Annotated in this window: 24 protein-coding genes; 8 read left to right on the top strand and 16 right to left on the bottom strand. The window is 37.5% G+C overall.

Features of this window, described 5'->3' with window-relative positions; genetic code table 11:
- Positions 1–797: 797 nt before the first annotated feature.
- Positions 798–1,535 (top strand): pentapeptide repeat-containing protein, encoded by a 738-nt coding sequence (locus tag ABJQ32_02965; GenBank protein ID MEP5288580.1) that lies wholly within the window; start codon positions 798–800, stop codon positions 1,533–1,535.
- Positions 1,536–1,609: 74 nt separating this feature from the next.
- Here the strand turns inward: ABJQ32_02965 and ABJQ32_02960 are convergent, their stop codons facing one another.
- Genes ABJQ32_02960 through ABJQ32_02950 form a run of 3 tightly spaced genes read right to left on the bottom strand, consistent with a single transcriptional unit; the run spans position 1,610 to position 3,866 of the window.
- Entirely contained in the window at positions 1,610–2,476 is an 867-nt protein-coding gene (locus tag ABJQ32_02960; GenBank protein MEP5288579.1) for an ABC transporter substrate-binding protein, read from the bottom strand.
- Positions 2,477–2,490: 14 nt separating this feature from the next.
- Entirely contained in the window at positions 2,491–3,528 is a 1,038-nt protein-coding gene (arsS, locus tag ABJQ32_02955; protein MEP5288578.1) for an arsenosugar biosynthesis radical SAM (seleno)protein ArsS, read from the bottom strand.
- 2 nt (positions 3,529–3,530) lie between these two features.
- Positions 3,531–3,866, bottom strand: a complete 336-nt coding sequence (locus ABJQ32_02950) for an arsenosugar biosynthesis-associated peroxidase-like protein (GenBank protein ID MEP5288577.1) — start codon at positions 3,864–3,866, stop codon at positions 3,531–3,533.
- A gap of 83 nt (positions 3,867–3,949) precedes the next feature.
- Between ABJQ32_02950 and ABJQ32_02945 the strand changes: the two genes are divergently transcribed.
- The gene (locus ABJQ32_02945) at positions 3,950–4,963 is read left to right on the top strand and encodes a zinc-binding dehydrogenase (protein MEP5288576.1); all 1,014 of its coding nucleotides are present in this window, start codon (positions 3,950–3,952) and stop codon (positions 4,961–4,963) included.
- Positions 4,964–5,161: 198 nt separating this feature from the next.
- On the top strand, positions 5,162–5,617 hold the full coding sequence (locus ABJQ32_02940; GenBank protein ID MEP5288575.1) for a hypothetical protein: 456 nt from the start codon (positions 5,162–5,164) through the stop codon (positions 5,615–5,617).
- A gap of 177 nt (positions 5,618–5,794) precedes the next feature.
- On the opposite strand, the gene ABJQ32_02935 is transcribed toward ABJQ32_02940, so the two are convergent.
- Positions 5,795–7,039, bottom strand: a complete 1,245-nt coding sequence (locus tag ABJQ32_02935; protein MEP5288574.1) for a tetratricopeptide repeat protein — start codon at positions 7,037–7,039, stop codon at positions 5,795–5,797.
- Positions 7,040–7,165: 126 nt separating this feature from the next.
- A complete protein-coding gene (locus ABJQ32_02930) occupies positions 7,166–7,351 on the bottom strand; it encodes a hypothetical protein (GenBank protein ID MEP5288573.1) in 186 nt (61 codons plus the stop codon).
- Between the two features lie 201 nt (positions 7,352–7,552).
- Between ABJQ32_02930 and ABJQ32_02925 the strand changes: the two genes are divergently transcribed.
- A complete protein-coding gene (locus ABJQ32_02925; GenBank protein MEP5288572.1) occupies positions 7,553–7,984 on the top strand; it encodes a DUF4920 domain-containing protein in 432 nt (143 codons plus the stop codon).
- 10 nt (positions 7,985–7,994) lie between these two features.
- On the opposite strand, the gene ABJQ32_02920 is transcribed toward ABJQ32_02925, so the two are convergent.
- Together ABJQ32_02920 and ABJQ32_02915 are read right to left on the bottom strand one after the other, a co-directional pair.
- The gene (locus tag ABJQ32_02920) at positions 7,995–8,366 is read right to left on the bottom strand and encodes a hypothetical protein (GenBank protein ID MEP5288571.1); all 372 of its coding nucleotides are present in this window, start codon (positions 8,364–8,366) and stop codon (positions 7,995–7,997) included.
- On the bottom strand, positions 8,366–10,807 hold the full coding sequence (locus ABJQ32_02915; GenBank protein MEP5288570.1) for a penicillin acylase family protein: 2,442 nt from the start codon (positions 10,805–10,807) through the stop codon (positions 8,366–8,368). The genes ABJQ32_02920 and ABJQ32_02915 overlap by 1 nt, the downstream gene beginning before the upstream one ends.
- Before the next feature lie 85 nt (positions 10,808–10,892).
- Here ABJQ32_02915 and ABJQ32_02910 point away from each other — a divergent pair, with 85 nt between their 5' ends.
- Entirely contained in the window at positions 10,893–11,513 is a 621-nt protein-coding gene (locus ABJQ32_02910; protein ID MEP5288569.1) for a sugar transferase, read from the top strand.
- 7 nt (positions 11,514–11,520) lie between these two features.
- Positions 11,521–12,609, top strand: a complete 1,089-nt coding sequence (locus tag ABJQ32_02905) for an aminotransferase class I/II-fold pyridoxal phosphate-dependent enzyme (GenBank protein ID MEP5288568.1) — start codon at positions 11,521–11,523, stop codon at positions 12,607–12,609.
- Here ABJQ32_02905 and ABJQ32_02900 read toward each other — a convergent pair.
- The gene (locus tag ABJQ32_02900; protein ID MEP5288567.1) at positions 12,603–13,460 is read right to left on the bottom strand and encodes a DUF6089 family protein; all 858 of its coding nucleotides are present in this window, start codon (positions 13,458–13,460) and stop codon (positions 12,603–12,605) included. The two genes, ABJQ32_02905 and ABJQ32_02900, sit on opposite strands and share 7 nt — an antisense overlap.
- Before the next feature lie 256 nt (positions 13,461–13,716).
- Positions 13,717–14,124, bottom strand: a complete 408-nt coding sequence (arfB, locus tag ABJQ32_02895) for an alternative ribosome rescue aminoacyl-tRNA hydrolase ArfB (protein MEP5288566.1) — start codon at positions 14,122–14,124, stop codon at positions 13,717–13,719.
- Positions 14,125–14,247: 123 nt separating this feature from the next.
- On the opposite strand from arfB, the gene ABJQ32_02890 reads away from it, so the two are divergent.
- A complete protein-coding gene (locus ABJQ32_02890) occupies positions 14,248–14,586 on the top strand; it encodes a PadR family transcriptional regulator (GenBank protein MEP5288565.1) in 339 nt (112 codons plus the stop codon).
- Entirely contained in the window at positions 14,579–17,176 is a 2,598-nt protein-coding gene (locus ABJQ32_02885; protein ID MEP5288564.1) for an ABC transporter permease, read from the top strand. Before ABJQ32_02890 ends, ABJQ32_02885 begins: the two co-directional genes overlap by 8 nt.
- A gap of 51 nt (positions 17,177–17,227) precedes the next feature.
- Here ABJQ32_02885 and ABJQ32_02880 read toward each other — a convergent pair whose 3' ends face one another.
- The 7 genes from ABJQ32_02880 to ABJQ32_02850 form a co-directional block, all read right to left on the bottom strand.
- Positions 17,228–17,440, bottom strand: a complete 213-nt coding sequence (locus ABJQ32_02880) for a DUF2892 domain-containing protein (GenBank protein MEP5288563.1) — start codon at positions 17,438–17,440, stop codon at positions 17,228–17,230.
- A 155-nt stretch (positions 17,441–17,595) separates the two neighbouring features.
- Positions 17,596–18,219 carry a Crp/Fnr family transcriptional regulator gene (locus ABJQ32_02875; protein ID MEP5288562.1) on the bottom strand — a complete coding sequence of 208 codons (624 nt, stop codon included), beginning with the start codon at positions 18,217–18,219 and terminating at the stop codon, positions 17,596–17,598.
- Positions 18,220–18,299: 80 nt separating this feature from the next.
- Positions 18,300–18,683, bottom strand: coding sequence for a hypothetical protein (locus ABJQ32_02870; GenBank protein MEP5288561.1), 384 nt, complete (start codon positions 18,681–18,683; stop codon positions 18,300–18,302).
- Positions 18,684–18,702: 19 nt separating this feature from the next.
- Positions 18,703–19,437, bottom strand: a complete 735-nt coding sequence (locus tag ABJQ32_02865; protein ID MEP5288560.1) for an SDR family oxidoreductase — start codon at positions 19,435–19,437, stop codon at positions 18,703–18,705.
- A gap of 88 nt (positions 19,438–19,525) precedes the next feature.
- Complete coding sequence (locus tag ABJQ32_02860) at positions 19,526–20,602, bottom strand: NAD(P)/FAD-dependent oxidoreductase (protein MEP5288559.1); 1,077 nt, start codon at positions 20,600–20,602, stop codon at positions 19,526–19,528.
- 68 nt (positions 20,603–20,670) lie between these two features.
- Positions 20,671–21,534, bottom strand: coding sequence for a helix-turn-helix transcriptional regulator (locus ABJQ32_02855; protein ID MEP5288558.1), 864 nt, complete (start codon positions 21,532–21,534; stop codon positions 20,671–20,673).
- A 17-nt stretch (positions 21,535–21,551) separates the two neighbouring features.
- Entirely contained in the window at positions 21,552–23,291 is a 1,740-nt protein-coding gene (locus ABJQ32_02850; protein MEP5288557.1) for an ABC transporter ATP-binding protein, read from the bottom strand.
- Positions 23,292–23,298 lie beyond the last annotated feature (7 nt).

Raw genomic sequence — 23,298 nt, 5'->3', positions numbered from 1 at the left:
ACTAATATGTCTAGGCTATTTCCGGCATTATCAATATCTCCGGCACTAATTGTCAATAAGCGAACTTTAGTTTACTATTTCAATAGATTGAAAGACTCGCAAGCTCATGAGAATTATCAAATCAAAATTTTATTCTGTTTCATCAACCTTGATTGACTGTTGTTAATTGATTATTTCGATGAACACTCAAAATATTAATATATAATTCATTTTGAATCGATAATCGATAACCAAAACTGTGTTTTCTTTGTACTCATATCACAACTATAAAAACTTAGAAAACATAATCGCCTTGGAACTATCAAAATCATCAACTATCAAAATACGCTTGAGTATGATTATACTCATTACGATGTTTGTCCTCTGGGCATACGCAGATACATTTTAATAGGAAACATTGCCCACATAAAGAACCTCTTCATACTTATCACTAAGTATACCAAGCCCTTATCTCACGATAAGGGTTTTTTATTTAATCAATATTCTTCTTTGGATTGATGTTGATTTTGAATAACTTAAATATGGCTTAGATTAAGAACTAAGTCATTGTAGGTGGTTAGATTGGATCTTTAATCTATGTATTACTGACCACACCAACCCAAAGGCGAGTGTCCCTCGCCTTTGGGATTTTTAAGCAATCACTTCATTCATACTAATTTCTATTGCCATTGAACCCGAGGTTTTAACCGATCTCCGGGAGGAATGTAACTATTAAGTTTTTTAGAAGTATTTCTATTGTGATGCAACTTTTTCTTCAAAGCTGCATCTAATAAGTACAACACCTGAAAATTAAAGACATGGAAATATCAGAATCACTCTCAACTAAACTACGAATCGCAATGCTTTTGCTATTTGGCATCTTTGTCATTCGTGGATTTGCTCAAACTTCTGTTAGTGCTTCTCAGATAATGGAAGATATACGAGAAGGAAAATCTATCTCTTACGAAAATGCAACAATCGTTGGTGAACTGGATTTTACCTACATGGCAGAAAAAATGCCTGACTTACCAAGGAAGTCAAAGTGGTGGAATAATGGAGGAAGCAATACTGTAGAAGAATCTATTGGTGTGAATGTCTCTTTTAAGAATTGTACTTTCGAAGAAGATGTTTTGGCATATATCCATGACGAAAGATCAGGATACACATTTACTGCTGACTTTGATAAAGATGTTATTTTCCAAAACTGTAATTTCCAAAGAAACTCAATGTTCAAATACTCTGACTTTGACGGAAAAGCAGACTTTTCAGGATCTGAGTTTCAAAGAGAAACCACTTTTAAATATGCTGAATTTGATGAAAAAGCGGATTTCTCAGAAGTGAAATTTGAAGATGATGCCACATTTAAGTATGCTGAATTTGATGAAGGGGCCAGCTTTAAGAATGCAACTTTTAAAGAATCCTGGAATATTAAATACATGAAAGCTCGTGGCGATTTCGATATTGCAGGGTTAGATGTACGCGATGATGTGGACGCTAAGTACACGAAGATCAACGGACAGAGCTTCACATCTTATTTGATCGAAAATCAAAATTAATCTCTCTTCATATATATATACACGAATACCAACTCGTGACTACAAAAGCCTTTGTCTTAATTGATGGGGGCTTTTTATTTACGTTCATTTTGTTTCCAAATAATACCTTCAGTGGTGGCCACTTCCGGAACAATTGAAGCCTCCTTCAGCGAATAAAGTACTCCTTCAAGCATTTTGTTACTTACCCATCCATTTACGGACCATTCTGTTGCATGATACCATCTTGCTGCGTCCTTCGTGTCAAGGTCATACCTTTTAGAAACTATGTTTAGAGCATTTTTCAGCTCCATAAATAGGCTATTGCCTTTATGAATGATCTTTAAGACTTTATTGATCAGCTCGGCATCTTTTTCAATGATATTATTCGTAGCTGCAATCATAAAGCAGGGCCATGGAGAAATAAACTCACCTATTCTTTTTAGCCGCCCTTTCTCCAGATAAGGCTTAGTTGTAAATTTTTCCCAATAGAAAATTTCTGTAGCCCCCTCATTTAACGAAGAAATGGCTCCATCTATATTTCCTATTTCTACAAACTGACCAGCATCTATGCTTTGATCACTCATCATGGCATTCACAATAGGCATCAGGTGTGAGCCGGATCCAAATCGACTAATAGCTATGCTTTTATCAAAAATGTTCGCAGCGTCTGTTATAGAGCTTTGCGCTTGCGTGTGAATACCCCAGGTAAGAGAGGTTTTAACATAGCCACTTACAATTTTTGATGGATTGCCATTTAGAATATCAGTAACTATTCCTTCTGTCAATAAGATGCAAAGGTCACTTTCATTATTTCTCAGGGCCTCCTTCATATCGCCAGTACCACCTGGAAAATCTGTCCATTTGATTCGGATGCCTTCCTTTTCAAAGAGCCCATTTTCTATGGCTAGATGGATAGGTAAGTTGTAGTGTTCAGGAACACCTCCAATTCTGATTTCACGCATGATAGATCTGAATATTAGGCTGTAGTACCACCACAACTGGAACCAGCCCCAGCTGTGCACCCATAGCAATGTTGATTTAGAATGATCTCTCTTTTGGTCAATGCGTCAATGTCAAATTCTTGAATATGACTAGGAGCATTGACTTTCAATTCCAGCATTTGATTGAAATCACAGTCATACAGATACCCATCCCAACTTACACTTAAAGTGTTTCTACACATCACACCTTGAGCAGCCATAGGGTTAAAGGCATTCACAAGTTCATTCATGTAATCTTCGTACTTTTCTGTCTTTACCAAATACTCTAAGAATCGACTTACAGGCAAATTGGTAATGGCAAAGAGCTCATTGAACTCAATGTCATACTCTAATAGTTTTTTGGTAAACTGATCTAAAAGCGTACCTTGATCTCCGGGTAAGAAAGCACCAGCAGGATTGTAAACCAGATCTAACTTCAGCCCGGTTCCTTTCTTTCCATATCCTACGGCATTTAGCATTTGCAGAGCTTTGATGGATTTGTCAAAAACACCGTCTCCACGCTGAGCATCAGTTCTCTTCGCAGTAAAGTAGGGAAGGCTTGATACTACATTAACGTTGTGCTTTTTGAAGAATTCAGGTAAGTCATTATACTTTGGATTGGCAAGAATGATTGTAAGATTACATCGCACGATTACTTGCTTACCCATTGCTGAGAGCTCTTCAACAAACCATCTGAAGCTTGGATTCATTTCAGGTGCGCCACCCGTAAGGTCAACAGTTTTTATATCAGTGTCCCGAATGGCATCCAAACATTGCTGCATGGTTTCTTGGGTCATAATCTCTTTTCTGTCAGGACCAGCATCTACATGACAATGTGCACATACCTGATTGCACATTTTGCCTACATTGACTTGAAAGATCTCAATGCTTGTAGGCTTCAGAGGTAATAGACCTATGTCCGAAATCTTGTCTTTAAATGCAGGGATGTTAATGGCTTCCGCATCATCCAATACTTCAATTTGTCCCTCCGGTGAAGAAAGTTTGTGATTTTGTTTTTTTAAAGATTTTAGCATCCTTACATTAATTTATCGTTTACCTGATTCATCATCTGTACACCATGAACCAAGGCTGCTCCACTTTTTATTGCTGCAGTAACGTGCACAGCTTCCATCATTTGTTCCTCGTCAACACCCTTCTTTAACAAATCAGACGTATATGCTTCAATACAATATGGGCATTGCACTGCATGAGAAACAGCTAGAGCAATTAGAGATTTCTCTCGTTCTGTCAGTGCTCCTTCTTTAAATACACTACCGTAATAATCAAAAAACTTATCTCCTAGTTCTTTTTGCCATTCAGTAATTTGCCCGAATTTCTTAAGGTCTTCCTTATTATAATAGGTCTCTTTCATTATTAAAATAGTTATATCGGTGAAGTTAAAACATTAAATTGCCAGACCATTATTAATCACTTGAAACGTCATACAAGTTACGAATGAAAGCATATCAACTACGTAGAACAGGCAAACCAGAGATTTTAAAAATGACAGAAATTTCTGAACCTACGCCAAAATCAAACGAAGTGAAGGTGAAGGTTGAAACCATTGGGATTAACTACGCTGAAATTTTATCAAGAAAAGGCCAGTATAGCTGGGCTCCTAAAAAACCATATACCATGGGTATGGAATGCTATGGAGAGGTCGTCGAGGTAGGTATTGACATTAAACGATTTAATGTTGGAGATAAAGTTATCGTAGGACAGCAGTATGGATCGTACGCAGAGTATGCCTGCGCACCAGAACACTTATGTTTTCCGGCATTCTCTTCTTTTACGCCAGAGGAAAATGCTGCTTACCTGGTGAGTTTTATGACTGCCTGGGTGGCATTGAAAAAATTGTGCAGAGTAGAAGAGGGGGAACGTATTTTGATCCAAGCCGCTGCAGGTGGGTTGGGGACAGCTGCTGTACAAATTGGGACTGCTCTTAAATGTGAGGTCTATGGCACAGCAAGTAAAGAGGACAAGCTGGAATTAATTAGAAAGCTAGGAGGAAAGCCTATTAATTATAGAACAACAGATTTTTACGAAGAGATAATGAAAGATGGAGGGCAAGTTGATTGTGTGTTGGAAACGGTAGGAGGTGATGTGTTTAAAAAAAGTATGAAACTACTAAATTCTTTTGGGAGGTTGGTCGTCATCGGATTTGCAAGCATGAACCTTGTCAAATGGAATCCCATTTCCTGGGTGAAAACCTATCTGGATGCTCCAAAAGTTAACATGATGAAAATGGCAACCGAAAGTAAAGGGGTATATGCCTCTCATATTGGTTATTTAACTGCCAATGAAGAATTGACATCAGGCATATGGGAAGAACTGTCTTCTTTTACCAATAAGCACAACCTGAAGCCCGTAGTAGGTAAGGTCTTTGCTTTCGATGAACTACCAAAAGCTCATCGTTTTATGGAATCCAGAGACTCTTTTGGGAAGCTTATTATCAAAGTGCCCAGTTGATTGTTTATCTAAAATAACTCTTTTGTATTATCATTTGATAAAAAATCATCAAAAATTTTTGTTAGAAGCATAAATACATATAAATTTGGAGCAATAGATAGTGAGTATCTATTTTCCATAGCTGGTTCTTAATGACGAAGGGTTACTGTCAAGTGGCCCTTCTTTTTTTATTTACAACTAATTGATTATTTTTATCACATGATAAACGATCGTATCCATAAGCTAATTCGGGTTTTAGATATGAACCCTACTTCTTTTTCAGACAGTTTGTCTGTAAGCGTTACGGTTATCTTCAATATCATAAAGGGTCGAAGAAGTAAACCAAGTTTCGATCTTATCCTCAAAATTCTACAAGCTTACGATAAGCTAAATGCCGAATGGTTGATTAAGGGAGAGGGATCGATGTGGAATGATGACATTGTCACATCTCAAGAAATTGCTCCTACACATGTTAATCTTCAAGCAAGAATCAGAGAACTATTTGTTCGAATGAGACTAGCGCAACCTGAGTCGCATGAAGTGTTAGAGCTGGAGGAATTAGTAACATTTCTCATGGATGAATCCATCGAACAGAAGAACAAGCTTATCCTGTTGAATGAACGACAGGAAGGAATGTTGGATGTATTGAGGGAGAAGTTAAAATTGAAAGTGTAATACCCATCCGGCTTTCTTAGCTAAAAAAACCTCTTAGAATATTCTTTCTAAATCTCTAGTCTTTAGATTACGATCTATACAATATCATTGTATGGTTAATCCTGTTGAATGAAAGACTGGAGGGGAAGCTAGAAACACTGAGAGACAAGGAAGGAAGAATGAAGCTTAACCGTTTGCTTATTCTACTATTTTCAGTTCCAATAAGTCCTCAAGGATACTTTTTCTAAGTCTTACTTTCTGATATCTATTGAATGCAACGACTAGTATGAGGAGTGTGAGTAAACTGAAAGAAATTAGTTTAGAATAGAATAAGATATCAGCAATGCGTTCCTGTTGAGCAATCTCATCATGATAAGTTTTAGCAACTAGATCAAAGTTGATTTCTTTTTCTTTCTTTTGGAGATCATCTTGTGTTTTTAAGTAATCTTGAATTTTTGAAAAATACAGATCACTATATTCTTTGCCTAGGTTATCGTTTCCTATAGAATAATTTAACGAAGAAAGTGTTTTATATATTTCAAAACTACTGGCATCCCATTCAGCATATTCAGCTATTTGCTCTGCTTTTATGAGGAATTCCTCAGCTTCATCGACATTCCCAACTTCAAAAAGATATCTTCCAATGTTTCTGAAAGAGAGAAAAATGCTGTAATTATCTACACCTTCAATTGAAGTCATTATTTTAATTGACTGTCTTAAATGGTCAATGGATTTATCAATATTACCAGTTTCATAGTTTATTTCTCCAAGGTTATGCAGTGCTTTGGCCTTAAATAGTCTTACTTCATAAGGTATATTTATTAGCTGATTGAAGTACTCTTCAGCCTTTTGATATTCTTTACTTTCTAGATAGACTAATCCAATTTGGTTAATGATTTCACTTTTATACCCTTCATGCTCAATCATTGGAAGAATTTCCAACATAAATTGAGATGATTCATGATACTGTTTGTTTTTTTGATAAACAAGCGCCTGATTATATTTAAGATCAATAATATAATTAGAGAAATCGTGATTTATGGCTAGGTCAATGGCTTCAAGGTTATATTTAGTAGCTAATCGATTTGCTTCAAATTGACGAAAAACGTTTGCTAGGTTTTTTCGAATTTGAATTTTATCTCTCTCTATATTCTCATAGGATAGTTTGTCTGCCTGTCTGATGCCTTCTAAGTAGTAAAGTACAGCTTTCACATAGTCTTGTTGTTTTTCGTGGATATAGCCCAGAAAAAGATTTCCTTTTACGATTCCGTAAGAATCATCATTTGTATAAGACCTTTCAAGTATTCTTTTAGAAAGAATAAGTGCTGTATCTATATTATTTTCTATTAAACCATTAATAGATTTTAGTTCTTCTTTAGTAGTAGAAGAACCAAATGCTAGTAGGCTAATAAGTAAAAAGAATAGATTAAGCGTTTGCTTCATTCCCAATAACTGTTTCTACCAACAATGATAAAAAAAAACACCGATTATTTCACGGTGTTTTGATAGAACTTCGACAACAAGTTCAAATATCTCCTCTAAGTGGAAGGTATCACCCGTAAAGAGTGTTTAACCCCCAGTTCCACTTCCACTTCCACTTCCACCATTTCCACCACTTCCACCATTTCCTGTTCCATTATCTACGGAATTAAGTGTTGTATCCTGAAGAAGCTCTTCCATGGCTGTATCCTCTTGACACGAGGTTAATGCTAATGCTCCTATTACGACGAATGCTGCGATTAATTTTCTTTTCATGACTCTATTTAGGTTTTAATGATAACACAAATATATACAAAAAAAATTAAATGACACATAACTACTATGAATTTATTTTAAATTATTTTTGGTATGATAAACAATTGGATATAAGACAGTTATATGTAATAAAAATTTTTATCTACGTAAAATTTATTAGTAAAAAAGTGGTTGTTTATCTTTGCTAAAAAGAATTGAATTATGAAGAAGTTTCTATTGATCATATTAGCTGTTGCATGCACAGGGCCTGCAGAGAAATTTTCTAACCATGGAGAAGAGATTTCATCCAATGGAGCTATTACGACAAATGCTTTTCTTGATCAGGTGAATGATCAAGAGGCAGATTTCAAGGTGAGAGGTACAATAGAAGAAGTCTGCCAGATGAAAGGTTGTTGGATGGTACTTAAAAATGATGTTGGAGCGAGTATTCGAGTTACCTTTAAAGACTATGGTTTTTTTGTTCCAAAAGATATTAGTGGAAGGGAAGTCATCATCGAAGGAATAGCCAATAAAGAAATGCTAGATGAAGACGTAGCTAAGCACTACGCTGAAGATGGAGGCAAAGAATACGATGAGTCCATGCGAGATGCTATCACATTCGTTGCGCATGGTGTTTTAGTGAAAGAAAGCTGAACCAGTGATCTTAACTATATAGGCTTCTTTTTTTCTGCTTTATAAATAGTTGACGGAATGTGGTGCCGGAAAGAGAGGCAAATCCTCCAGCTAGTCCTCCAATCAAACCTGTTGCGAAAATTAAAAAGATAGGGTCGCTAAGTTGCATGATATCCGCAATTACGCTTGAAAAAGAAGATTCATTTTTGACATCCAGTTTCCAGGCGTGTCCCATCCAAACCAAACCAACTCCAAGAAACCCGGCCACAAATGCATTGAGTCCAGAGGATTGTGATATGTAGCAGACCACAAAAGCGATGACCATACAAATCCACCATCCTGATATGGGGGAAAGCAGATAGGTTAGCGCTCCTATAATTATCAATCGAATTATTAATTTCATTACTCTGGTTTTAATGTTACTGTGTGAACAATGGCATCATCATTAGCGGATAGTGATGGAGTGAATAGCAACTTATAGTAGTTTCCACTTGCCCAGTCTCCTATCATGTGCCCATATTTAGGATTTCCTGGGTTACCTGTCTGACTTCCGGGGTATACTCCCCATGCGTTGACCTCCCCATCTCCCAATTCTACTACCATTCTCCAGGAAGGTCCGTGTCTACTGGATGCTGCATTGACAATAGACCTATTGCCACCTATTTTGACTTTATCTTTATTAAAAGGGCCAATCCTAAGCAAATGCCTAATGGTTGTGTTTTTGAATTGATACCATAGTAAAGAATTGTCTTCTTTCTCCAGGTACTTTTCAAGTGACACGATGGTTTCACTAAATGTCTGACGGAACAAATCGCCGGTAGTTTCAATCAGGTCTGTTGATTGATTGTCAATCATGAAAAAATCAGGCTTATTTTTCATAATAGCTACTGTGTTAAACCAATTTGGTCGATAGACAGCAACATTGCTGCTGTCAATTTCATCCCAAAGTTTACTATTGAGTTTTCGCCACCACACCTCATAAATGGTAGGAGCTTGCCTGTCAGGTTCGTTGAAGAAGTCCCAACCTGTGAGTTTATCGTAATAACTCCATTCAAGATCGCTGAAAGAAGCAGAATCCAAACTGTCCAACATCATCGGTAGAGCTTCAGACGCATTGTAATTGAAGTTATCATGCTGTAAAGCCATCATATCTTCTACTTTAATATCATCCATTACCTTCAGTCTGTCATTAATTCTTCTTCCTCGATAGTACTCGTAGTTATAATCGTATTGATAATAAGGATAAAGCGTATCAGCAGCATGTTGATTTGCGGAACTAACAAAATTTTGTGAAGGATTTAACACATGCAGGTTGTGTTCATGAGGCATGTAATCTTTCCATTCATGTTCAATATTGCTGCCATCCATAAGAAATTTGCCCTGCTCTTCCCATTTCACTGGAAATTTTCCATTGACCCATAAAGCGATATCGCCATTTACTGATGCAAAAGAATAATTCTGGGGTGGTCCTGCGAAATGACTGAATGCGTCAACAAATTCCTCGTAGTTTTCGGCTTTATTACCCAAGTACAAAGCTTTGATTTCTTTGCCTCCTTCATGGGCTGTCCATTTCATAGCAAGATTTGTTATTTCTGCACGACTGCCACTAAAGTTTCTGTCATAAACTACAGGTCCGTGATGTGTATATACGATCGTATCGTAGTAGCTAAATGAGCCTTTCACTTTAATTTCTTCAATGACTTTCCGGGTAGGAACCCAGTTGTCATTGTATAAATATTCGTTTCGTTGGTTGTCTTTGAATTGAATGTAATACCAATCCACCAAGTCACGCTTTGCATTTGTATTTCCCCAGGCGATAGAATCATTGAATCCCACAATGACGCTAGGTCCACCAGGTAGTGTAGCTCCCATGGTATTGATGGTAGGTGAGTTTAGCTGCATGATATACCAAATGCTGGGAAGGTTTAGACTAAGGTCTGGCTCGTTAGTTAAGATAACTCTTCCATTAGCCGTTTTTTCTCCGTTTACCACAAAACTGTTACTCCCGTTATCTGGATCCGGCTTATTGATGATGGGATCAGTAAATACCAAAGGAAAGTTTACATCAGGTTTTTCTACTATCAAAGGTTCAAAGTCAAACTCTGTACTTGAAGGAATAACGGCATCTACCGAATCTGGTCTTTCAGGGTATAAGATCTCAAAAGTTTCACGCCCCCATTTTTTCAAAGCATTGGTATGTTCCAAATCCATTTCACCTCTAGATAGCATATTGTTCATGTTAGAGATGAGAAGGAAGCATTTCAGAGAGGTCCATTTTTCAGGTTTGTAGTCCAGCAGCTTGTATTCAATAGGTAAATCTGCATATGATAGTTCTTCTATATAGGCATTCACACCGGCAGTGTAAGCTTCTATTAACTTAAAAATTTCTGGATCTTCTTTCTTGAACTTCTCCTCAGATTTTTGGGCACCATACATCAATCCTATTCTGCGCATTCTTCTATCCACATCAACAAGACTTGTATTCCCAATCTTTGGACCTAAGATTTCAGCCAATCTTCCGGCTGCTGAATACAACTGAAATTCCATCTGCCAGAGCCTGTGATAGGCTGTTACATAACCTTGTGTAAAGAATAAGTCTTTTTCATTGCTAGCAAAAACATGAGGGATTAGATGCTCATCAAAATAAACATTTACACTATCCGTCAGTAGATCATCTACTGTCTTGGATTGAAGGTCGATAGCTTCATTCTCGGCATTTTGCCAAAACCCATGAAAAGGACTAAGAAACTTGCCTAATGGAGGAACTTCTCCAATTTTAGAGTTTAATGCTATTGCTAATGCTAGAGTGATACTAAAAGAGAGAACGAAACGAAAAGTCTTCATTTGCTTATAGCCATTTGTAGGCTTATTTCATGCTGATTGATTGCTAACTTAATTTGTAGGTGAAAAATATCAAATAAATGGGGCAATGCCTATTTTTAAGTTGATGAGAGGAAGTAATTTGTATCTTATAGTGATAAAGCCCGCATTTGATTGGTTCGTGGGATTGATTCTTTTCATTATTACTCTACCTCTAATGCTATTGATTGCCATCATTATTGGGTTGTATTATCGAAGTAATCCATTTTTTGTCCAGCAAAGAGTAGGAAAAAATGAGGAATTGTTTAGTCTCGTTAAGTTTCGATCAATGCAGATGGCGGATGAAGAACTTTCAGTATCCAAGGTTGGAAAATTTATCAGGAGAACTTCACTAGATGAATTGCCTCAGTTATGGAACGTTCTTAAAAATGAAATGTCATTGGTGGGACCCAGACCTTTACTTGTTGAATACTTACCCTTTTATAATGATCAAGAAAAGTGTAGACATTACGTGAAACCTGGAATAACTGGATGGGCGCAGGTTAATGGTCGCAACCTCATCGACTGGGGTAAAAGAATGGAGCTAGATATTTACTATGTTAAGAATGCTTGTTTTTTGTTTGACATAAAGATTTTGATGAAGACAGTGGTCGAGTTAGTTAGGTTTTCTCCAACTAATTTTCAGGATGGGAAAACGATTACATTCAGTGATTACGCAAAGAAGAGGTGACTAGAAAATGATATATCTATCTCCACCAAATGTTGGAAAAAAAGAACTAAGTGAAATTTCTCATGTCATCGATAGTGGCTGGGTATCTTCGGTTGGTAGCGCCATTGATGAATTCGAAGATTTATTGGCTGATTATTATGGTGATAGAAGTGTGCTTGCATTAAACTCAGGTACTTCTGCTCTTCATCTAGCCCTAATTCTCTCTGGAGTAGAAGAGGGGGATCACGTGCTGGTCAGTAGTTTCACTTTTGCAGCATGTGCAAACGTCATACTTTATGAAAGAGCAGTTCCCATATTCATAGATAGTGAAGAGTATACCTGGAATTTAGATCCAGAGGTATTGGAGGACTATTTGAAGAATGCAAAACGATTACCAAAAGCACTTATCGTTACTCATCTATTTGGTACGCCAGCTGAAATTGAAAAAGTCTGTAGAATCGCAAAAAAGTATTGTGTAAGAGTTATAGAGGATGCAGCGGAGGCTCTGGGGGCTAAAGTACGGGATCGACAAGTTGGAGGTTTTGGAGATTTTGGTGTACTATCTTTTAATGGAAATAAGATTATCACCACAAGTGCGGGTGGCGCTTTGGTTTGTAGTGAGAAAGATAAGGAGCAAGGGAGGTACCTGGCTTCTCAGGCTAATTCAGGGAACCACGGCTATGATCATAAGGTCAAGGGGTTTAACTACAGAATGAGCAATGTCCTTGCTGGAATTGGATTAGGTCAACTGAATAAACTATCATTTTTCATTAAAAAGAAAAGGGTTATCTATGATCGTTATAAGGAAGAGCTTTCAGGTTTTATTGAGTTTGGCCCAGAGTCTGATGACTACTCAAATAGGTGGTTGACAACCGGGCTTGTTAAAAGGGTGGAGGTAAAAGGATTGATTGAAGCCCTTTATGAACAAGATATTGAATCCAGAGAAGTTTGGAAACCACTACATCTTCATGAAGCTTACAATGCTTTCAAGTTTTATGGTACTGGAAAGTGTGAACAGATTTTCCAAAAAGGAATATGCTTGCCTTCAGGAACTGGTTTAACAGAGAGTGAGCAGGCTTATGTAATAGAAAAGGTCAGGGAATATTGTAATCAATAAGCCGAAGGCTTCTTAATAATTGCTTTTTTCTTTTTCTTGAAAAGATTAGGAGGGATAAAAATTTCGGCTCTTAAGCTTATTTGCAAGAAACTATCATTGTCATCAGGATTACCCCTTACAGCTCCGGGCAGGATTTGATCATAAATCTCAGGATCGATTACGCCAATTTCATCTTTACGATCACTCAAAAATTCTGAAGTAGTGCTTTGAAATTCAAGTGCATACCTATCCGACACGTCATCTAGATAATCAGTAAATGTAAAGTGATAAGATATTTCAAGGTTTACATTAAAGAACTCGTTCACTTTAAATTTTCCACCAATGCCAATAGGGATGGTGGTTACCCATTTTTTGTATTGAACACCTTCTGTTTGTGCTTCTCTAAGATTATATCGTTCTCCTCCAAGTTCTGCTGTCGGATTAAATTTCATATACCCTACACCTGAGAATAGGAATGGATCAAAATTCCATCTTTTATAATAATCACCTTTATAGGGTTTTAAATAATAGATGAGGTGTAGTTGAGTATGAAAATTTCTGGAATTGAACGAGAGGTTACGTTGACGCTGGAATGTGCTGTCACCCGCATTTGAATCGGATCCTTTTAATGAGAAGTAACTTAGGTCAACTCTTGCAGCCACTCTATTTAAAAGCCTGGCCTCTATTCCTCCGCTAATTAAGGAAAGATTATTGTTTATGCTGTTCCGATTATTGAGTTCTCCTAAATAGGTAGAAGTGCCAGTTCCCAATGAAACTGAAAAGTATCTATCGTTGAATTGCCACGATAGGAAATTCTGAGCAGTGGCAATTAAGCTTGTAAGTAAGAAAAATACGGAGAGGAGATTTTTCATTAGGATTCAAAAATATTGCAGAAAAGTTTCCGATCACTCGTGATCGGAAAACATTTCTACAAATAATCACCCTAATCGTTTTCTTTTTCTAGTAAACCATATTTGATCTGTGGGAATAAATAGACCTACTAGTATTATTGAGAAAATTAATGCTATCATAACTAATGTTATACACTACAAGACTAAGGGAATCTAGCCTCTATGGGATTGCGGGTAAAATCCTAAATACATTTAAGCATTTTACTTAAATATGTATTTAGATTGGTTTTTGCCTCATTTTCTTCTTTTCGCTATGTTTCTTTTTTGCGTCCAGTCGCTTCTTTTTTGCTGCTTTGGTTGGTTGTGTTGACTTACGAATTTTCTTTTTAACGAAGGCTTTAGTTAGTAGGCGGTCTAATTTTTTGAAGGCAATTTCCTTGTTTTTTAGTTGGGAGCGCTTTTCGTCAGAGGTAATTATGAGCTCACCTTCTTTGGTGAGTTTTGTTTCATGTGCAGCCTTGATTATTTCTTTCTCGATATCGGTAAGCGAACGAGAGTTAATGACATTGAATCTGAGAATGACTTTAGTTTCTACTTTATTGACATGCTGTCCACCAGGCCCACCACTTCGAGCAGTAGATATCTCTATTTCATTTTTGATCTGACTAATTGTTACTCGGTTCATGAACGTGCAAAGTAAAGCTGATCTAGGATATCTAGCCGGCTGAGTCGATTAATTATTTGTTTATACAAAATGGAAACAAATAATTTTTGTTTTCGTAAATACTGCAAAATAGAAACTAATAAAATGAAAGGAACGAATCTTGGCGAGTTTGAAGAGTTACTACTTCTTGTTGTACTGATATTACAAGACGAGGCTTACATGCTTCGAATCAAAGATGAAATCAAGAAACAAGTTAATCGTTCGATTTCGATGGGAGCACTTCACACCACACTGACGAGGCTAGAAAAAAAGGACTTTCTTAAATCAGCAATGGGAGGAGCTACCCAGGAGCGAGGAGGGAGAAGAAAGCGAATCTATGAGTTGACCGCTGATGGAAAAGTAACATTGAATGAGGTGAAAGAAATGCGTGCCAGCCTCTGGAATCAGGTTCCGTCATTCGAACTAAAGTTTAGTCATGCCTAATTCATCTCAACCACCGAAGCTTTCACTTAAACTAATCCGCTGGTTTTGCAAAGATGAGCTAGTAGAAGAACTGCAAGGGGACCTGGAGCAATATTATGCTGAATCTTCTGGCAGCTCATTCAATGGACTAAAATACTGGTATCAGGTTTTTAACTATCTGAGACCATCTACACTAAAATCTTTCAAAAACTCAAAATCAAGGACTATGTTTATTTTCAACCCGATTCTTACTTTCAGAAATTTGTATCGGCATCTATCCACTTCATTGATAAGCCTCTTTGGTTTTACGATGGGACTTGTCGCAACAATTTTTTTGTACTTCTACATTTACTCAGAGATTACAACGGATGACTTTCATGCAGATGGTGATCAGATTTATCGAACCATAAGAGTATCAGAAATGAATGGTACACCTTATCGAATAGGTGTGACGTCTGCTCCATATGCTAAAGCGCTTATCAATGATTATCCGTCTGATATTCTTTCGACTACCCGGGTTGTTTCGGATGATGGATTAGTTGAAATAGCAAATAAGAAATTTCTGGAGGATAATATCGTTTTCGTGGATGATAATTTTTTTGAATTCTTTACTTATCCATTAAAAGATGGCGATAAGGAAACAGTACTTGCTACAGGTAACTCAGCTGTTCTTTCTAGCGAAACAGCAAAAAAATACTTCGGGGATGCCAACCCAATTGGTGAAATCATTCGGGTGGATAACGAATACGAATTCATTGTTTCCGGAGTATTGTCTGAGCTTCCCGGAAATACGCACTTAGACTTTAACATTATTTTACCTATCTCTATTTTTGAGGGTTTTGATTGGTTTAGTGGGTGGTGGAATAATAGCTTAAATACCTATGTGAAGATAGCGAATCCTCAAGTTGCCTCTAATTTAGAAGGTCAGTTGGACCAATTTATGGAGAAATATATGGGAGATGATTTCGCCAGGTCAGGTAGTAGGGTGGGATTGGAACTTGAAAGACTAGATGATATCTATTTCAACAACGAAACTAGGTACGATACTTCTAAACATGGAAGTTTTTCTTCTATTCTTACACTCGGTGCTGTAGCCATAGCAATCTTGTTTATCGCATGCTTCAATTATGTCAACCTGTCTATAGCTCAATCGTTTATGCGTGCTAAAGAAGTAGGTGTAAGAAAAGTACTTGGTGGTTCCAAATGGCGATTAGTTTTTCAATTTCTTAGCGAGTCATTGATGATATTGTTCTTATCTATCGCGATATCCATCACATTGTGCGAATTGCTAGATCAGGCATTCAATTCTTTTTTTGGTTTAGACGTAGTGCTGAATTGGGTAGATACAAACGTGCTCATATTTTTTACTTCATTGGTCATCATTATACTGCTTAGCTCAGGGGTCTATCCGGCTTTTTTACTATCGTCGTTTAAGTCGGTCACTATCTTAAAAGGAAGTAAGTTGACTTCAGGAAAAAATGTTGGTTTGAGAAAGGCATTGGTTATTACACAGTTTGCGATCTCTATCTTCTTAATTGTAGCCTCCATGCTGATATCCGTTCAAACCAATTACCTCAATTCCAAAGACCTTGGTTTTCACAAAGAAGCGATTGTTTTAGTAGAATTGAACAATTCTGAAATTCGTTCTCAACGCGAGGAATTCAAAAACAGATTACTGGCTAATGCGAATATTAAGGGAGTGACGAAAATATCCGGAGCTCCCGGTGGTTTTCATGATGCTTCAAGCTTCGAGGTGACCGGATTGCCTGAAACCTATCGTATGCGCACGCTTTTTACTGATACTGATTATTTTGATGTCATGGGCATTGATATGATCGCTGGTAGAGCCTTTTCCAAAGATATAAGTACAGATGAAGAATTTACTGTGATATTAAATAAGCGATCCGTTGTGGAGTTGGGTTTAGAGCCGGAAGAAGTTCTTGGAAGAAAGATTAGTATGCCAGGATGGGATATTGAAAATGTACCTGTTATTGGCGTAGCTGCAGATTATCACTTTAGTACATTGAAGGATGAGATTGAACCTTTAGCTATTCTTTCAGGTGGATTTCACCGAAGACTGGCGGTAAAAATCAATATGGTAAACATGAAAGATGGATTGCTTTTCATGGGTCAAACCTTTACAGAACTTTTTCCTGAATATCCTATGGCATATCAGTTTTTGGATGACAGTCTAAAGAAACTATATGAGAAAGAACATCAACAAGCAAGAGTCTTTAGTGCTTTCTCAGCAGTCTCCATTTTTCTTGCATGCTTAGGTATTTTTGGATTGGCTACCTATGCCGCTCAGCAGAGACAAAAGGAGTTAGGTATACGAAAAATTCTTGGAGCTACAGTTCAGCAAATTATTGGATTGATTTCGAAGGAATTTGTATGGCTGGTATTGATTGCTTCCGGAATATCCATTCCCATCGTCTGGTATTTTATCAAAGAATGGCTAAGCGGATATGCGTATCGGATAGAAGTAATCGATCACTGGTATGTGTTTCTAATAGGTGGTGTACTAACTGTTTTTATCGCTCTTCTTACAGTCTCTATTAAGACATACAAAGCAGCCATATCTGATCCTACAGAGAGCATCAGAAATGAATAAGAAAGTTTTTATCATAGTAGAAAAGGTAGCCTCCCTAAAGAGGCTATTTTTTTATTTATCCTTTTTTGTGCGATATGTACTGAGCCTGAAAGGAGCATAAAGCGGGCAGAAACTGATAAAGCTTGTAAGTAGGAATACGACTCCTAAAATGAGGAGTACTAATCCTAAGGTTCCACCTATAACATTGGTAAAGTACAGATATGCTATGACTGCAGCGATTATCCCTCGGATAACTCTATCTGCAGATCCCATGTTCTTTTTCATTTATGTAATATTTAGTTAGACAAAAATTCTATGATGAGAAAAAGACCATAAATGATACTTACGCATACGATGCATACGCCTACCAGTTTAGCTGCTTTTTCTCTATTCATGAGATCAAAACTAAAAGGTCAAATGATTGGAAACAGTGACATAAGTCACCAGGACTTAATTTCTATTCCATTGGAATGTTGGAGTATTTTACCTTCATTCTCTAATTTCTTCATAACTCTGGAAATAACCTCTCGAGCAGTACCTAACTCGCTAGCGATTTGACGATGAGAGATCTTAATAAAGTGTTGTTTGGTAAGCTTACTTTTTTCAACAAGATAATCGTTGAGTCGCTTATCCATTTTGTCAAAAATTACATGGTTAATCGTGTCTAAGAGTTCACTATAACGCAAATTGTATTGTTGATAGAAAAGAGTGTTGATGCTAGGGAATTGTTGAATCCAATTAGAGACTTCCTTGACGGGGAGTAGAAGAACTTTTGAGTCTTCTTCTGTTTTGGCAAATACCTTGCTAGGATCATTTTCGAGACTAGATGCAAAAGACATAATGCAACTTTCTTTTGGCCTTATATAATAGAGCAGTAGTTCTTTATCACCAAACCTAGAAAACACTTTAACCAATCCAGATAATACAACCGGGATTACCTTGACGAATTGCCCCTCTCGTAAGATTTCAGTGTCTTTTGGTATCTCATTTATGGTTGATACTTCTTTGATCTTTGTGATAAGTTCATTGCTTAAAAAAGGTAGGGACTGACGTATTTCATCCATCTATTAAATATAGTAGATGTGAAATAGAAAAAGGGCTCACGTTAAGTAAGCCCTTAATCAAACTGTGATACTTTGTATATCTAATTGGAGAAAACAGAATAAATTCTAATTTCAGGATCACTTTCAAGATATGGCTTTAGTTCCCTTACTACATCCTGTTGAAACAATTCCGATTTCAAATATTCATTGACGTCTTCTTCTGTTTTGAATCCATGCAATACCTGAACATCGTCTGATCTAAGGAGTAACTGTTTTGAAACTGCTCCTTTGATTCGATCTAGGAATGGCTGCTTGTATTTAACGTACACAGCTCCGGCGTTGCTTCGATTTTCATCTTTGATATCTAGTGTTATTTCAAGATAAGCTCCTGAACTGCTTTGATTTGAATTGGACATGCTTGTTAATGTTATAAAAGTGAACACGGCAATAGCCGATAAGAAAAGTATTGATTTAGAGAATTTCATATTGCTTTGTTTAGTGATTTTAATTTCTTCCAGCCATCACACCGCCATCAATATCCAAAATAGATCCTGTGATCCAACTGGATTGATCAGACAGTAAAAAGTGAATTGCAGAAGCGATATCATTAGCGGTACCATTCCGTCCAATGGGATGAAAGTTATTGAAACCTACGAGTGCTTCTTTGGCTGCCTCTTCGCTACCAAATACCCCGTGATAAACTGGTGTATCTACTACTGCTGGAGATACGGCATTTACTCGAATCTTGTGATCTGCCAACTCCATTGCGAGATGTTGAGTAAATGAATGAAGTCCAGCCTTTTGCATAGAGTAAGCGGACGAAGGTGTTGCTTTGACTGCTTGCTTAGCCCACATTGATCCCACGTTTACAATTGATCCTCCGTTGCTGTTTTTCATTACTTTGGCAGCAGCTTGAGTGATAAAAAAGAACCCTCGGTTCAAATCCAGATAGGAGTCATAATCTTCTACAGAATGGTCTAAAAATGGTTTGGGGTCAAAAATACCAGAGGCATTCACCAAGTAGTCCAATCCATTAAATTGTTCAATCTGATCAATAAGTTTTTTTACATCATCTGAATTGGTGATGTCAGTCTTGTACTTGATCAGTTGTTGGTTATCGTCAATCTTTTCTGGACTTCTTCCTACCAAGTGGACAGTTACACCGTCATTGAGTAACTGTTCTGCTATGGCTTTTCCTATACCACTTGTGCCGCCAATAATTAATGCTTGTTTTGTCATCGTCTTTAATTTTTGATTGACTCAAAGCTAGAATTGCTCGAAGAGTAGAAATGGTAAAAACAGGACGAAGAATGGTAAAATCAATCTGTTATTTCGACATTCCTTTAATTGAAGCGGCTACATATTGTGCACTGCGAATGGCTCCTTCCATGTAACCTGGAAATTGTGAAGCTGTTTCAGAACCTGCAATGAAAAAGGTATTATCTAATAATGGTTGCGCAAAAACAGGATGACCATTGTTCTGATGAGGAAGGATGTCTGATTCATAGGGTGAAAAAGTCAGAGGATCATTTCTCCATACTTTCTCTTCGTACCAAATGAAATCATCTGCTTGATTTCCAAAATATTTTCGAAGTTGGGTCAAGATTAACCCAAGTCTCTCTTCTTTCTTCAGGGCAAAGTAAGCACCATTCAAAAAGCCTTTCAACGCGAAGTGTGAATCTTCAAAATTAGCGTGATCATACATTTCAGGAATAGGCCCTACGTTACTGAAGATAGTCCCGCTCAAATTGGCTTTTCGCCAAAATGGCTTTTTATAGTTTAAGCCTACTTTGATTGATTCGCCCATCCATGTGTGAGTCTCTCTCATAACCTCTCTTACTTTCGGATGTAGGGCTGGGGAAAAGCTTACCGTCTTTAATAGTAGGTAGGGTGGCAATGTAGAAACCACAACATCACTTTTAAACTCATCGTTCTCGGTTTTGACGCATATGCCATCGGTACTTTTCTCAATAGAGATTACCTTTTTGGAGGTGAAGATTTCACAAGCAGACTGCAGGTGATTTGCCAAGCACTGAATAAGTGAAATAGATCCATCTTTTATTCGGAAACTTGATTCATCACCATTAGGAGGGAGTTTGACAAGCTGAGGAGGACTGGTAGATAGAGGCTCATATATAGCGTTTTCCCCAAGTCGCTGTTCAAAAGAATTAATTCCTAAATCAGCAAGTATTTCATTGATCTGAGTATGCTTGTGCCCAAACCATGTTGCACCCATTTCCAGAGGGGCAAGGTTTTCTTTCCTGACGGATAGTATTCGACCGCCGATCTCTTCTCGAGCCTCAATTATACGTATTGAATAATTTTCTTTTTTTAGAATGTATGCAAGCGTAAGGCCAGTGAGCCCAGCTCCAATGATTGTGATTTCCTTTTTTGATTCCTTCATTCTAGTGAGTGCAAAAATGAAGCATGGAAGTCAAACAAAATGATAGTATTGAGTCAAATAATGGTAAATCAAAGAACTTGATTTGTGAATTCCTTTGGTGTAAGACCTGTATGTTTTTTGAAGTATTTCGTGAAGTAGGTGGGTTGATCAAAGCCTAACGAATAAGCCAATTCCTTGATCGAAGTATTTGTATTTGACAGTTGCCGTTTGGCTTCAAGAATTTTTCTTGCATGAATAACATTCAGTGGAGTATCGTCCAGGTATTTTTTTGAAATACTAGTCAATTTCTTTGGGCTCACACCGATTTTTTCACTGAATTGATCAACACTTAAAAAGGCATGGATATTTTCTTGAATTGCTTTTTTAAACGCTACGGCGATCTTATAATCTTTATCGCTTATTGATGAAATATCGGACTGAATATGCTTCTGTCGCTCAATAGATAAGGTTAAAAGTCGGAATAGGTAAAAAACCTGTTTTGCGTAGTTGTAGTCTTTGTTTTCCATCTCCTTACCTAATTTTTCAGCGATCATTTTGAAAAAATTTACTTCTCCCTCTGTTAGCTGAATATATGGAGGACCAATGGCATTGAATAGCTTATGTTGAAGCCAGCCGTCTGCCTCTGGGTCTTGCTGATGTAGAAATACTTCATCGAAATGAAACAAAATCCCCTTGTTTGAAGAATCCTTACAGAAGTTATGTACCTGTTTTTTATCTAAAAAGAAGAGTGTATTTGCTTGGTGCTCGATAACCTCATAGTCTACATAGTGTAACCCACTTTCTTGAAACCAAATGAACTGATAGAAAGAATGTTGATGTGGCTTATAGCAATGAGCTTCATTTTTAGCACAATAGCTAGCAGCATCATTAATCTGAAAATGTAATTTTGAGTGATCGTCTTTGTAAAGGTGGTATTTCTTTATTTCATCCATTACTTGATCATTGCGGCTTAAATTCTGCTTTGATATGTATATAGCTCAAAGTATCTTCCTTCCTTTGCAATAAGTTCATCGTGTGTTCCGCGCTCTACGATCTGACCTTCTTCTATCACTAAAATCTGATTTGCTTTACGGATGGTACTTAGTCTGTGCGCAATCACAAAGGTAGTCCGATCTTTCATTAAGCCATCCAAGCTCTTTTGAATATAGGTCTCACTTTCGGTATCCAAATTAGATGTAGCCTCATCCAGAATGATGACTTTCGGGTTAGCCAGTAATGCACGCGCAATGGAAATCCGTTGCTTTTGTCCTCCGGATAGTTTCACGCCGCGCTCACCAATGACGGTATTAAGCCCATCTTCAAAGCGATCAGTGAATTCATTAACGTAAGCTCCTTTTACTGCATCTTGTAGTTCTGATTCGGTTGCATCGGGTCTGGGGAAAAGAATATTTTCACGAATAGTCCCTTCAAACAGAAAATCATCTTGCAACACAACTCCCAGATGTCTCCGATAACTTGAAAGATTCACTTTAGTCATATCATGACCATCAATCGTAAGTATTCCTTTTTCGGCACTTAAAAATGTAGCAGCCAAACTAGCAGTAGTAGATTTGCCTGAACCAGAACTTCCCACCAGAGCTGTTACTGATCCCGGAGGAGCTTTGAATGAGATATCTTTCAATACTTCTTTGCCTTCTTCGTATGCGAAGGATACATTTTCAAAGACGATATCACCGTGGACTTGATCAAGCAAGATTGGTCGATCTTCTGTCATGTCTTCTGGATCCATTTTCATGATTTCCTCCGTACGATCAAGTCCTGCGAATGCTTCAGTAAGCTGGCTTCCAATATTACTCATTTGCACAATCGGAGCAATCATGAAGGCAAGTAAGGAAATGAAAGAAATCAATTCTCCAGCAGTCAGATTATCTTCTATCATATAGTAACCACCCATTGCCAGGATTCCAGCACTGGCGAAACCAATCAGAAAAGTGCCGGAACTGGTGACAAGTGCTGTAGCTGTTAAGCTTGATTTCACATTTTCATATAGGCTTCTGGCCCCATCCTCAAATGTTTTGTTTTCAGATTCTTCAGCGTTAAATCCTTTAATTACTCTAACGCCATTGAGAGTTTCCGTTAATCGCCCAGTGACTTCTGCATTCAGTTTTCCTCTCTCACGGAAGATGGGTCTTATCCTTCCAAACGCCTTCATCGCAATCACGGCAAAGAGCCCAACTGGAATTAAGGTGAATATGGTCATGGAAGGGCTAATTCTGAGTAGCAATATCAAAGCTAATACGGAGGTAATTGTGCCTCCGATAAGTTGCACAAGTCCAGTGCCTACCAAATTTCTAACGCCCTCCACATCAGTCATGATTCGGGATACTAAGGCTCCAGACTTATTGTTATCAAAGAAATTGATAGGGAGAGATAGAATCTTTTTCTGGACTTTTACTCTTAGCTCTGAGATTAGAAATTGAGCTTCTACACTCAATATCCGTGTAAGGAGGAAAGAGGAAACCGCCTGTACGGCTAATGAGATTACGATGACAATGACTATCAGTTTGAGCATCTCAAAATCCTTATTTGGGACAGCATCATCAAGTAGATATTTAGTGGCTGCTGGAAGAACCAGGCCTGCAGGCCTACTGATAATGATTAGTAATAGCCCGATGAAGATGGTTTTTCTTCTTGGCCAGATGATGTTTCGGACTGCCCAGGCAAAGGTGACGTTCTTATTTTTACTCATAAAGAAG

The organism is Marinobacter alexandrii, from assembly GCA_039984955.1.
Lineage (GTDB): Bacteria > Bacteroidota > Bacteroidia > Cytophagales > Cyclobacteriaceae > Ekhidna.
Note: the sequence above shows the minus strand (reverse complement) of the source record. Positions and strands in the feature narration are given on the sequence as shown.